The organism is Klebsiella sp. Ech2A (genome assembly GCF_030078455.1).
Taxonomy (GTDB): domain Bacteria; phylum Pseudomonadota; class Gammaproteobacteria; order Enterobacterales; family Enterobacteriaceae; genus Klebsiella; species Klebsiella terrigena.
In genome coordinates, this window is sequence record NZ_JAQGFU010000027.1 from 26,197 (window position 1) to 38,609 (window position 12,413).

The following is a 12,413-nucleotide window of genomic DNA, read 5'->3' on the forward strand; positions in this document are numbered from 1 at the left end:
AGATTTGTGCAGTTCAGCGCAGTGCCAATTCCGGCAGGCAATTCACTCGCGTCGCTCGACCCGCCCGGAGGATCAGGATAGTGTAGGGGTCAACAGGCTATGCCTCTCGTTCACTTGCAACAGGTCAGAATTTACTATGGCAGAAAACAAAAACTATCAGCAGCTTACCCATACTTTCCAGCGCCTGTCGCGCTTTTCACATCTGGGCGCCATTGCCGGGTGGGATATGTTCGCCATGATGCCGCCAGGCGGCAGCGCGGCACGCGGTGCGGCGCTGGCGGAGCTGGGCGTGCTGCAGCACCAAATCCTGACCGATAAGAGCGTGGCTCAGGCGCTGCAGAACGCCCTGCAGGAAGATCTTAACGACGTTGAGCAGGCCAACCTGCGCGAAATGACCCGCCAGCACGCCCAGGCGGCCCTGCTGCCGGAGAGCCTCGTTGAGGCTAAATCGCTGGCCGGCAGCCGCTGCGAGCACGCCTGGCGCAGCCAGCGTCCGGCCAATGACTGGGAAGGCTTCGCCGATAACCTGCGCGAAGTCGTCAGGCTGAGCCGCCAGGAGGCCGCTCTGCGCGCCGAAGCGAAGGGCTGTTCGCCGTACGATGCCCTGCTGGATATTTTTGAACCCGATATGACCAGCGCCCGGCTGGACGTGCTGTTTGCCGACCTCAAATCCTGGCTGCCGTCGCTGCTGGCGAACGTGGTTGAGAAACAGGCCCGGCATCCGCTCATCGCGCCGCAGGGCCCGTTCCCTATCGCCGAACAGCGCGAGCTGGGGCTGGAAGCGATGCGCGTGCTGGGCTTTGACTTCAACGCCGGGCGTCTGGATATCAGCGCCCATCCGTTCTGCGGCGGCGTGCCGCAGGACGTGCGTATCACCACCCGCTACAACGAAGACGATCTGCTGAGCGCGCTGTTTGGCGTTATCCACGAAACGGGCCACGCCCGCTATGAGCAGAATTTGCCGCGCACCTGGATCGATCAGCCGGTCGCCCTCGCCCGCTCGACGGCGATCCACGAATCACAAAGCCTGTTTTTCGAAATGCAGCTGGGCCGCAGCGACGCGTTTTTAAACCGCCTGCTGCCTGCCGTGCGCCAGCGCTTCGGCGAGCAGCCGGCGTTCAGCAGCGAGAACTTCGTTGCCTGGAATCAGCGCGTTAAGCCCGGTTTTATCCGCGTGGACGCCGATGAGGTCAGCTATCCGGCGCACGTCATTCTGCGCTACGAGATTGAGCGAGCGCTGATCGATGGCGACATCGAGGTTGACGATATCCCGGCGCTGTGGGATGAAAAAATGCAGAGCTGGCTGGGACTCTCCACCACCGGTAACTATCGCAACGGCTGTATGCAGGATATTCACTGGACCGACGGCGGCTTTGGCTACTTCCCTTCCTATACCCTGGGGGCGATGTACGCGGCGCAGCTGATGGCGGCCGCCAGACGCGCCTTACCGCAGCTCGAGAGCCAGATTGCCAGCGGCGACTTCTCCAGCCTGTTCGACTGGCTGCAGCAGAACATCTGGCAGCACGGCAGCCGCTTCACCACTTCCCAGCTGATTCACAACGCCACCGGGGAAGATTTGAACAGCGACTACTTCCGCCAGCATCTGACCTCCCGCTATCTGTAAAACTCCGCGCCGGGCAACGTCCCGGCGCATTATTTCTGCATGATGAACCGCGTCGTACATTCGGTTACACGCCGATACCAAACACTCACGGAAAGCTCGAAAAGAGAAGCTTATAGTTCTTTCACCGGCCCCGCAGTGGGGTTGAATGAAAAAAACCTTTTCGAGGATATCAGAATGAAAAAAGTATTAGCTCTGGTCGTTGCCGCTGCTATGGGTCTGTCTTCTGCTGCTTTCGCTGCTGATGCGGTAAGCACCACTCAGGCTCCGGCTGCTGCAACTCACAGCACCACTGCCAAGACCACTCATCACAAAAAACACCATAAAGCCGCCGCTAAACCAGCCGCAGAGCAGAAAGCTCAGGCTGCTAAAAAACACAAAAAAGCAGCAGCTAAACCGGCTGCCGCTCAGAAAGCCCAGGCCGCTAAAAAGCACCACAAAGCCGCCGCTAAACCAGCCGTAGCCCAGAAAGCTCAGGCCGCAAAAAAACACCACAAAGCCGCTGCTAAACCGGCCGTAGCCCAGAAAGCTCAGGCTGCTAAAAAACACCACAAAGCTAAACACCACGCTGCGGCTAAACCTGCTGCACAGCCGGCTGCATAATTAATCCGGTTAGTCTGGTATCGTAATAAATCGGCGCTGCTTCAGCGCCGTTTTTTTCTGGAGGATACTATGCTGCGGCGCTACCGTTTCGAGCTCATTCTGATCCTGCTGATTATCTGTGCGCTGGTTGCGACCCGCTTTTTTCTCTATTAACGCGGCAGCGCTTAATCATCCCCTTCGATCGGATAACCCGCCTGACGTATCGCATTTCGACAATCGCTGACCCCTGCCGCATAGCCCGCTTCAATCTCACAGACCGGACTCGCACAGCACACCGGCAGCCTCACCGGCGTTGCCAGCTGCCGCTCCAGCTGCGTAATTCTCTCCCGGGCAGCCAGAAGCTCGGCGGCGAAAAGCGCGGGCGCAATATCGTCTCTTTCACCGTTTGCCGTCGCGCGCAGCGCGTCATTCTCGATCATCGTTCACTCTCCTCACCGGTAGCCCCCTTCAACCATAGCCTTTTTACGCGGACCTAGGCCCGACTACCGATTAATTGCCAGAGATTGTAGCCAAGGCCGTAGAGGGCCAGGACCAGCAGGAAAGCGGCCGAAATCGTCGTTAACAGCCGGGTGTGCGCCGGCGTCAGCCAGCGATGAATGGCGAGAATATAAAATGAGAGTACGCTGAGGTCGATAACCACCCACAGCGCGGTCAGGATCCCAAGGCTCGTGCCGCTATCGGCGGTGATATGGATAAACTGCGGAAAAAACGCGACAAAAAACAGAATGTCTTTGGGATTACCCAGGGCGGTGATAAATCCCGCCGTCAGCCCGCCGCGCCGGGCCGCCGGGCGAGCGGCTGAGGTTTCGCGCAGCATGCCTACCGCCAGAAAGGCAACGTACAGCGATCCGCCGATCGCCACCAGCGTCAGCGCCTGCGGATCGAGGTGCAGCGCGCCGGTCAGCGTTGCCGCGGCGACGGCAATCAGCAGCAGCGAGGCCAGATTGCCGCCGATCATCGTCCGTATCGCCCGGGCGTAACCCTCCCGCGCCGCGGTCCCGGTCACCAGCAGCACCACCGGCCCCGGGGTCGCAATCAGGGCCACGACCGTCAGACAATATCCCGCCACCAGCATGTAGTTCATGATAATAACTCACTTAATGATTTAGAGTTCTGCATTCTGTTCTTTGATTAACAGGTTGAAAAACGAGAAATGGTGAGTTTGAATGTGAGTATGACTCACAATAGAGAACCATGACGATGTCGACGCCTCCCCTCTACGCCCTGCGCGCGTTTGAAACCGCCGCGCGTCTGGGCTCGTTTAGCCGGGCCGCCGCCGCGCTGCACGTAACCCCCGGCGCCGTCAGCCGGCATATCGCTACCCTGGAGGCGTGGTTCGAGTGCCGGCTGTTTATTCGTCAGGGGCCAAAGGTGATCATCACCGATGCCGGACGGCAGCTGGCACACGCGCTGGAGGAGAGCTTTTCGGCCATCGACAGGGCCTGCCATTCGCTGCGCCGACAGGCAGGAAAGCTGCGGCTGAAGGCTCCCTCGACGCTAACCATGCGCTGGCTGCTGGAGGTACTGCAGCGCTTTCGCCAGCAGCATCAGCGCCCTGAAATCGAGCTCAGCAGCGTATGGATGGACAAGGACAGCGTTGATTTCGCGCGGGAACCGTACGACTGCGCGATCCTCCTCGGTGACGGGAACTTTGGCGCGGATAAGCGCCAGACGCTGCTGTTCGCCGAGTGGCTGATCCCGATCTGCGCGCCGGCAATGACACCGGCGGCGCGGGAAGATTTAGCCTCCTGCCCGCTGATTCACCCGACCACCGACCGCCGGGACTGGCGGCGCTGGCTGCAGCATAGCGGGCAGCATCCGGCGGTCGATCTCTCCCAGGGGCTGGTTTTCGATAGCCTGGAACAGGGCAATATGGCGGCCATGAGCGGTCACGGCGTTTCGGTGGGCGATCTGCTGCTTAGCCAGCAGGCGCTGCGGGCGGGACTGCTGACGCTGCCGTTTTCGCAGGCCGTCGCTACCGGTGAGGGATACTATCTGGTGTGGTCGGCAAATACGCTCAGCCCGCAGCCGATTGCTCTGCTGCAGGCGTTTTTGCTCGCGCATGTTCCGGGGCCTTTTCCCGACGGGATCCTTCGTCGGGGAAAAGCCCCGCGATGACGTGCAGCAATGTGGTGATGGCTTACAAAACGCTGACCGCCTGCGCCACCAGATACCCCGCAGCGCCCCAGATAAAGACGGACACAACGGAGACATAAACCAACGCACGAATACCTTTTTTCGACATACGTCCTCCCGAGACTGGAGCCAGAAATCACCGATATCATCGCGGGGACAACATCTCTGCTTGCTCAACGGCTGCTATCAATAACAGCCTTTTGAGTGAGAAAATGTTTCGTTTTGCAAGTAAGCACAAATGGTGTAAAAAAGGACGGTTTTTTGTGAAGTTGTCTGTTTTATATAGCATTACTCAAATGATTTTTATTAACAAACGCCGGAAAAACGCATCATGTCCGGCCGCAGATGGCGCCCTCTTTTTGGTACTTTCTGTAACCCGATATCTGTTGCTTCCAGGGTCGGTTTCTGCGGAAATGACAGCAGCAAAAAATGCGCGCTAACTGGTTGAGTTATCGACCTTCTTTGCGTTCAAAGCGGCAACTTTACCGGGGGCTGACGGCGTGCTGATTTAATTAAAATTACTGTTAACTTTCATAAACTTAAATCTCCTGCTACTTTCAATATAACCAAAATCATCCCCGGCGCACTCGGGTGGCCAGCAGGGTGGTGAGTATAATTATCTCCTCAGAGAGTGATATGCGTAGAGACGTACTGTTGTTACTGTGTTCATTTTGCCTGTTTCCTCTGCTTGCACAGGCTGACGATGACGGCATGAGCGCGAAAGATATCAAGACCCTGTTTTTTGGTCATGATGACCGCAAGCCGGTAAGCAACCCCGCCGACGCCCCGTGGGACGCCATCGGCCAGCTGGAAACGGCCAGCGGCAATCTGTGCACCGCCACCCTGATCTCCCCCAACCTGGCGCTGACCGCCGGGCACTGCCTGCTGACGCCGCCGAAGGGCAAGCCGGATAAAGTCGTCGCCCTGCGCTTTATCTCGCGCAAAAACGGCTGGGTTTACGAAATTCACGGCGTCGAGGGTCGCGTGGACCCGTCATTAGGCAGGCGCCTGAAGGCCGACGGTGACGGCTGGATAGTCCCCTCCGCCGCCGCGCCTTCGGACTTTGGCTTAGTCGTGCTGCGCTATGCGCCTTCCGGAATCGACCCGATCCCGCTGTTTCCCGGCAGTAAGGCCGACCTGACCGCCGCGCTAAAGGTCGCCGAGCGCAAGGTGACTCAGTCCGGCTACCCGGAAGATCACCTCGATAATCTGTACAACCATCAGGACTGCATCGTGACCGGCTGGGCCCAAACCTCGGTTCTGTCGCACCAGTGCGATACCCTACCCGGCGATAGCGGTTCCCCGCTGCTGTTAAAAACCGAAAGCGGCTGGCAGGTGATTGCCGTCCAGAGCTCGGCGCCGGGGCCGAAGGATCGCTGGCGCGCGGACAATCGGGCCATTTCGGTGACCGGTTTTCGCGACAAGCTGGAAACGCTGGCCGGCGAGTAACCGCTACCCCTGCTGCTGGCGCAGCTGAAGCAAAGAGGCAATCGGCATCGGCTCGCTAAAATAGTAGCCCTGCAGCTTATCGCATCCCGCACGACGCAGCAGCGCCAGCTGCTGCTGATTTTCCACTCCCTCCGCCACCACCGTCATGCCCAGCGCGCCGGCGATGCGCACGGTACCGCGCACCAGCTCTGCCGCCTGCGGATCGGTGTCCACCAGCCCGGCCAGCGATTTATCAATCTTCAGCGTGTCAAAACTGAAGCTGCGCAGATAGCCAATACTGGAGTAGCCGATGCCAAAATCATCCAGCGCAACGGCCGCCCCCAGCGCCTTCATGTTTTCAATGGCCGCGCGGGCGCGTTCGGGGTTCTCCATCACGTAGCTCTCGGTGACTTCAACCTGCAGGCGACAGGCCGGGAAATGGCAGCGGGCGAGGACCTGCACCACCCGCGACTCAAACTCCGGGTCGCGAAACTGCGCCGGCGAGATATTAACCGACAGCATCAGGTCCCCCATCGGCTGCAGGTCGCAGCAGGCGCGATGGAGCACAAACTGGCCGAGCGCGTAAATCAGGCCGCTGCTCTCGGCGACGCTGATAAAGGCGTCCGGCGGCAGCGCGCCCTGGGGACGCCGCGGCCAGCGTATCAGCGCCTCCACGCCTTCTATGGTCAGGGTTCCGGCGTTGACTATCGGCTGATACCAGACGTCAAACTCGTCGTTTTCAAGCCCCTGACGGATGCCGTTTTCCAGATTCAGCTGATACTGCCTGGCGTCGCTTAGCGCCTCGTCGTACCAGATTGTGCGCCCCTTTCCGGTCTTCTTCGAATGATACATGGCGATATCGGCGCGGCGGAAAAGCTCGGTGCTGGAGCACAGGGCCGGCGCTCCGCTGGCGATCCCGAGGCTGGCGCTGATATAGATTTTGCGATCGTTCAGGTCAATCGGCGATTTCAGCATTTCCAGCACCGCCCAGGCGAACGCCGACGCCTGGCTTATCGCCTGCTCGCCGCCGACGGTCATGGCAAACTCGTCCCCGCCCATGCGCGCCAGCATTCCCCCGGCGGGCACCCTCTCCTGCAGCTCGCGGGCGACGTGGGTAATCAGCGCATCGCCGACGTCGTGCCCGTAGTTATCGTTAACGTCTTTAAAGCCGTCGAGGTCGATAAACACCACGCTCTGCAACTCGTGCTGCGATCGTTCACACACCACGTTGAGGCGCTCAATCAGCGCCCGCCGGTTGGGCAGCCGGCTCAGCCAGTCGGTCATGGCGATGGTGCGCGCCAGCTTTTCCCCGCGCGCCAGCTTATACAGCCCCAGGCAGCTAAAGAGGATGAACAGCAGGATCAGGCTGGCGGCCACCAGCGCGATCAGGCGAATGCTGCCGGATGCCGCCTGAGCCGCCTCCGCTCCCGGCAGCCGCGGCTGCCAGCTGAGGTAGCTAATAATCTCCCCGGCGTTGGTGCGCAGCGCCACGCTATAGTCGCCGCTGGTTTCGGTGGTGTGCAGATGACGAATTTGAAAAGTATCCCCGAGCTTTTGCAGCATATCGGGGTTGATGTGTCGGGTAATCACCAGATAGCGCCGCGTATCGTCGTACACCTGCAGGCGGCCCATGGTCGGGCGTATCAGGCCAATAGCGATAAAGGCAATCCCCTCCCGGGTTCGGGTTATCCCGGCGTAGGCGCTGGTTCCGTTGCGCAGCGCCGCGCCGTGCTCGGCGATCATCGACTGCAGCCCGCGGCCAAAAAAGCCGATATCCGACTCATTAAAGGACTGACTGCGAAACGATCCCCACAGCACCCGGTAGTGCTGATCGAGGACAAAGGTACCATCGTAGAGGTTATTTATTTTGAAGCCCGAACCCCAGGAATCAAACAGCCATTTGGTATCGAGCGTTGGGGCATAGGTCTGCTTAACGGCGTCGTCCCAGATGGAGTTATCCAGCACCAGCGACATTACGCGGTTCACCGAGGTCTGCACCGCGCCGTTAACCGAAAGCACCGAGCGGTGGCGGTCGATCTCGTTCGCCTTGATGCCAATCAGGTGCTGCGACAGATAAAGCAGGGAAATAACGGAAGCAATCAGGCCTGTTCCGGCGAGGAGAATAATGACCGCAAGCGTTTTGGCCGAAGGAAGATGACGCCAACCAGGCAAGTTAACCATTATCTGTCCTCATCGCGGCTGGGAAAAAAAGCACCGAATATACTCTTTTTTAAAGAGTAATACAGAGAACAGATTTTGCCGCCTGCGCGGGCAGGCGGCGTTCAATCAGGCCAGTTTTATTAACACCATCCCGATAATCAACAGCATCACGCCGATCCAGCCTTTGCTGTTCAAACGCTGGCCGAACAGGACCCAGCCGGCGGTGATGGTTGCCGCGATACCGAAGCCGCCCCAGAGCGCATAGGCTACCGACAGCTCAATCCCCTTCACCGCCTGCGATAGCGCGCTGAACGCGCCCAGCACGGCGAGCAGTGACAACGCGCCGTAGATCTTGCGGCGAAAGCCGTCAGAAAACTTCAGGAAGACGTTAGCGGCAATCTCCAGCACGATGGCCAGCGCCAGCCAGGCCGCATGGATCCACTCAAACTGTTGCATGGGTCCTCTCTTCTGGCTGCTTCACCGCCTTTTTGGTGCCGGACTTGATGAGAACAATCCCGACCACCAGCGTCGCCAGACCCGCCATTTTGACTACCGAGAGCGTCTCGTCAAACAGCAGGACGCTGAACAACGTGATCAGCAAAATGCCGATACCTTCCCACAGCGCGTAGGCCACGCCGAGGGCAATTTTTTTAACCGCGAAGGCCAGAAAAATATATGAAAGCGCAATCATTGCCAGCATCAAAATAAAACCGGTGTGGCCACCGCTGACGCTCGCCCATTTCATAGAAAGGGTCCCGGTAATTTCTGCAACGATAGCAAGCGCTAATAAAATCCAATAAAACATGATCCCTTCTCCTGCTTGAGAATATAATCCATTACGGCCTACAGCAAAGGTAAACCGAAAAATTCTGACGTAGATTTAGCCGTGCGCAAGGCTGCGCCAGCTCAGGCAGAGAGAGGGGTCTAAAGCGCTGAACGCCAGTGCTGTTCGCCAGCGAAGCGTGAGTTTGTGCGGGAAAACGAAGGGTGATTACAAATATAGGTACTGAACTGATTGTCCATAAAATTACAATTATCCGCGGTATTGCTTCTCGTCATTGCGGATGAAAATTGTCCTCGGTAGTTATACACAGCTAATTTGTAGCATAATGCTACATTATTCTCAAAGCCTTTGCATTTCTTTACCTCGGCTATTTGATTTAGATTAGCTTTTTCTGATGCCGATCGCCATTATGATGGCGCGCCGTTATTTTAATTTTGTCGCCTGATGATTTTATCGGCGGCGGCAGAGGCGTGGCGGACAAATACTGCACGCTGTACACGCAAAAAAGTCGTGATTTTTTATCCGCATCTGCGTCTACAATGTGAGGAAAACAGGCTCTATTTTCAGGGATTCGTATGGCCAAACCCATCATCACTCTTAACGGATTAAAGATTGTCATCATGCTGGGCATGCTGGTCATCATCCTTACCGGCATCCGCTTCGCCGCGGATATTATCGTCCCCTTCGTTCTGGCGCTGTTTCTCGCGGTGGTCCTTAACCCTCTGGTGCAGCTGATGGTGCGCTGCCGGGTCCCGCGGGTGCTGGCGATCTCGCTCTTAATCAGCGCAATCGTTATGCTGGCGATAGTCCTGCTGGCCTCGCTGGGCACCTCCCTGAACGAGCTGGCGCGCACCCTGCCGCAGTACCGCGCCTCGCTATCCGAACCGGTGCAGACCATCACGCCGTGGCTGCAGCGGTTCGGCTTTACCGTTTCCGTCGTCGAGCTGAACAAATATATTGACCCCAACGCGGTGATGACGATGGTCACCGGCCTGCTCACCCAGCTCTCTAACGCCATGTCGTCGATCTTCCTGCTGCTGCTGACGGTGGTGTTTATGCTGCTGGAGGTGCCGCAGCTGCCGGCCAAGCTGCAGCAGCTGATGACCCGCCCGGTTGAAGGCATGGGCGCAATCCAGCGCGCGCTCGACAGCGTCTCGCACTATCTGGTGCTGAAAACCGCCATTAGCCTGGTCACCGGGCTGGTCGTCTGGGGCATGCTGGTGCTGCTGGAGGTACGCTTTGCCTTTGTGTGGGGGCTGCTGGCTTTCGCGCTCAACTATATTCCCAATATCGGCTCGGTGCTGGCGGCCATTCCGCCTATTTTACAGGTGCTGGTGTTCGGCGGCCTGTATGACGCGCTGATCGTGCTCGCGGGCTATCTGGTGATCAACCTGGTGTTCGGCAATATTCTCGAGCCGCGGATTATGGGGCGCGGGCTCGGGCTCTCAACGCTGGTGGTATTCCTGTCGCTGATTTTTTGGGGCTGGCTGCTGGGGCCGGTGGGGATGCTGCTGTCGGTGCCGCTGACCATCATTGTCAAAATTGCCCTTGAACAGAGCGAGAGCGGACAAAGCATCGCCTTCCTGCTGAGCGACCTCAGCAAGGATTAACCCCCCACTCCCACTACGGGCCAGCCGGCCCGTAGACCACTACTCCTTTAGCATTATTGATCCTCGTCACATCCTGCGTCCGTCATTCATTACTCTTAAGCTAACAATCTGCCCGCGGGCTTAATTGATGCCCTGCGCCGCGCGTCGCACACTAACTTCCACACCATGACAGTCAAAACGATTTGTCGAATCAGGAGGTTAATAATGAATGCCGAACAAACGACGGGACGGGTCTGGAACCGCCGCCGGACGGAAAAGCAGCGGCGACTGGCCGCCGCCAACGTCTCCGGTAAGGTTATCCCCAGCGCACAGCTGGTCGACGCGCTGGAGCATCTGCTCGCCCCCGGCGATCGCGTGGTGCTGGAAGGCAATAACCAGAAGCAGGCCGACTTCCTCTCCCGCATGCTGGCGGAGGTAAACCCGCAAAAAGTCCACGACCTGCATATGATCATGCCGAGCGTCGGGCGCAGCGAGCATCTGGACCTTTTTGAAAAGGGCATCGCCCGCAAGCTCGACTTCTCCTTCTCCGGCACACAGAGCCTGCGCATCTCGCAGCTGCTGGAGGACGGTCTGCTGGAGATCGGCGCCATCCACACCTATATCGAGCTCTACTCCCGCCTGTACGTCGATCTTTCGCCGAACGTCGCGCTGATTGCCGGCTATAAAGCGGACCGCAAAGGCAACCTCTATACCGGGCCGAGCACCGAAGACACCCCGGCGCTGGTTGAGGCCGCGGCCTTCCACGACGGCATCGTGATTGCCCAGGTGAACGAACTGGTCGACGACGAGTGCGACCTGCCGCGCGTGGATATTCCGGGTTCGTGGATCGATTACGTGGTGGTCGCCGATAAGCCGTTCTTTATCGAACCGCTGTTCACCCGCGACCCGCGCCTGATCAAGCAGGAGCATATCCTGATGGCGATGATGGCCATTAAGGGCATCTACGCCGAGCATCAGGTGCAGTCTCTTAACCACGGTATCGGCTTTAACACCGCCGCTATCGAGCTGCTGCTGCCGACCTACGGCGAACGGCTGGGCCTGAAGGGAAAAATTTGTAAACACTGGACGCTCAACCCGCACCCGACGCTGATCCCGGCTATCGAAAGCGGCTGGGTCGAAAGCGTGCACTGCTTCGGCGGCGAGCTGGGAATGGAAGAGTACATCCGCGCCCGTCCGGACGTGTTCTTCACCGGCGCCGACGGCTCCATGCGCTCCAACCGCGCCTTCTGCCAGCTGGCGGGGCAATATGCGGTCGATATGTTTATCGGCTCAACCCTGCAGGTTGACGGCCTGGCCAACTCGTCCACGGTGACCCGCGGCCGGCTGTCCGGCTTCGGCGGCGCGCCCAATATGGGCCACGACCCGCACGGCCGCCGCCACGCAACCCCGGCCTGGCTGAATATGATCACCGAGCCCGACCCGATGCAGCGCGGTAAAAAACTCGTCGTGCAGATGGTCGAAACCTTCCAGGCCGGCGTGAAGCCCACCTTCGTCGAAAAACTCGATGCTATCGAGGTAGCGAAAGCCTCCGGCATGCCGCTGGCGCCGGTAATGATCTACGGCGATGACGTCACCCACGTGCTCACCGAAGAAGGCATTGCCTACCTCTACCGTGCCGAAAGCCTGGAAGAGCGCCGGGCGATGGTGGCGGCGGTCGCCGGGATCACCGATATCGGCCTTGGCGTCGACGCGAAGCGCGTTGCCGCGCTGCGCCAGAGCGGCAAGGTGGTTTATCCGGAAGACATCGGCATTCGCCGCAGCGACGCGACCCGCTCCCTGCTGGCCGCCGGCAGCGTAGCCGATCTGGTGGAGTGGTCCGACGGACTTTATAACCCACCGGCAAAATTCCGGAGCTGGTAATGAAACTCCTGTCACAGACTTATGCCGAGGTGCAGGCAGAAGAGCTGGCGTTTATCGCCCGCGACTGTCTGATCGACGAAGCGCGATTAAGCCCGAAGCCGGGTCTGGTGGACAGCCGGGGAAACGGCGCCCATCACGACCTCTCTTTGGCGCTGATGGAGCGCTCGGCGCACAGCCTGGCCCCAACGTTTCTGCAGCTGGCCCAGCAAAG

Annotated in this window: 13 protein-coding genes; 8 read left to right on the forward strand and 5 right to left on the reverse strand. The window is 58.9% G+C overall.

Going from position 1 to position 12,413, the window contains the following annotated elements; genetic code table 11:
* Positions 1-136 precede the first annotated feature (136 nt).
* The 3 genes from PFH44_RS08335 to ydgU all read left to right on the forward strand — a co-directional run bounded on the left by PFH44_RS08335 (position 137) and on the right by ydgU (position 2,377).
* Positions 137-1,624: a carboxypeptidase M32 gene (locus PFH44_RS08335; RefSeq protein ID WP_128878077.1), complete on the forward strand. Its 1,488-nt coding sequence runs from the start codon at positions 137-139 to the stop codon at positions 1,622-1,624.
* A 174-nt stretch (positions 1,625-1,798) separates the two neighbouring features.
* The gene (gene asr / locus PFH44_RS08340) at positions 1,799-2,224 is read left to right on the forward strand and encodes an acid resistance repetitive basic protein Asr (RefSeq protein ID WP_283824786.1); all 426 of its coding nucleotides are present in this window, start codon (positions 1,799-1,801) and stop codon (positions 2,222-2,224) included.
* 69 nt (positions 2,225-2,293) lie between these two features.
* The gene (ydgU, locus tag PFH44_RS28070; protein ID WP_095103248.1) at positions 2,294-2,377 is read left to right on the forward strand and encodes a small membrane protein YdgU; all 84 of its coding nucleotides are present in this window, start codon (positions 2,294-2,296) and stop codon (positions 2,375-2,377) included.
* An 11-nt stretch (positions 2,378-2,388) separates the two neighbouring features.
* On the opposite strand, the gene PFH44_RS08345 is transcribed toward ydgU, so the two are convergent.
* On the reverse strand, positions 2,389-2,643 hold the full coding sequence (locus PFH44_RS08345; protein WP_045858412.1) for a hypothetical protein: 255 nt from the start codon (positions 2,641-2,643) through the stop codon (positions 2,389-2,391).
* Between the two features lie 53 nt (positions 2,644-2,696).
* Positions 2,697-3,308: a LysE family translocator gene (locus PFH44_RS08350; RefSeq protein WP_283824787.1), complete on the reverse strand. Its 612-nt coding sequence runs from the start codon at positions 3,306-3,308 to the stop codon at positions 2,697-2,699.
* Between the two features lie 116 nt (positions 3,309-3,424).
* Here PFH44_RS08350 and PFH44_RS08355 point away from each other — a divergent pair, with 116 nt between their 5' ends.
* Positions 3,425-4,342 carry a LysR substrate-binding domain-containing protein gene (locus tag PFH44_RS08355; protein WP_283824788.1) on the forward strand — a complete coding sequence of 306 codons (918 nt, stop codon included), beginning with the start codon at positions 3,425-3,427 and terminating at the stop codon, positions 4,340-4,342.
* Between the two features lie 654 nt (positions 4,343-4,996).
* Positions 4,997-5,809, forward strand: a complete 813-nt coding sequence (locus tag PFH44_RS08360; protein ID WP_045858417.1) for a trypsin-like serine peptidase — start codon at positions 4,997-4,999, stop codon at positions 5,807-5,809.
* Positions 5,810-5,812: 3 nt separating this feature from the next.
* Here the strand turns inward: PFH44_RS08360 and PFH44_RS08365 are convergent, their stop codons facing one another.
* The 3 genes from PFH44_RS08365 to mdtJ all read right to left on the reverse strand — a co-directional run bounded on the left by PFH44_RS08365 (position 5,813) and on the right by mdtJ (position 8,753).
* Positions 5,813-7,969, reverse strand: coding sequence for a putative bifunctional diguanylate cyclase/phosphodiesterase (locus PFH44_RS08365; RefSeq protein ID WP_283824789.1), 2,157 nt, complete (start codon positions 7,967-7,969; stop codon positions 5,813-5,815).
* A gap of 105 nt (positions 7,970-8,074) precedes the next feature.
* Positions 8,075-8,404: a multidrug/spermidine efflux SMR transporter subunit MdtI gene (gene mdtI, locus PFH44_RS08370; protein ID WP_045858422.1), complete on the reverse strand. Its 330-nt coding sequence runs from the start codon at positions 8,402-8,404 to the stop codon at positions 8,075-8,077.
* Positions 8,391-8,753 (reverse strand): multidrug/spermidine efflux SMR transporter subunit MdtJ, encoded by a 363-nt coding sequence (mdtJ, locus tag PFH44_RS08375; protein ID WP_283824790.1) that lies wholly within the window; start codon positions 8,751-8,753, stop codon positions 8,391-8,393. Before mdtJ ends, mdtI begins: the two co-directional genes overlap by 14 nt.
* Before the next feature lie 554 nt (positions 8,754-9,307).
* On the opposite strand from mdtJ, the gene PFH44_RS08380 reads away from it, so the two are divergent.
* The 3 genes from PFH44_RS08380 to PFH44_RS08390 form a co-directional block, all read left to right on the forward strand.
* Entirely contained in the window at positions 9,308-10,342 is a 1,035-nt protein-coding gene (locus PFH44_RS08380; RefSeq protein ID WP_045858426.1) for an AI-2E family transporter, read from the forward strand.
* A gap of 204 nt (positions 10,343-10,546) precedes the next feature.
* Positions 10,547-12,202 carry a malonate decarboxylase subunit alpha gene (gene mdcA / locus PFH44_RS08385; RefSeq protein WP_283824791.1) on the forward strand — a complete coding sequence of 552 codons (1,656 nt, stop codon included), beginning with the start codon at positions 10,547-10,549 and terminating at the stop codon, positions 12,200-12,202.
* Positions 12,202-12,413, forward strand: a 212-nt coding sequence (locus PFH44_RS08390; protein WP_283824792.1) for a triphosphoribosyl-dephospho-CoA synthase, incomplete at its 3' end; no start/stop codon positions are given. The genes mdcA and PFH44_RS08390, both read left to right, overlap by 1 nt.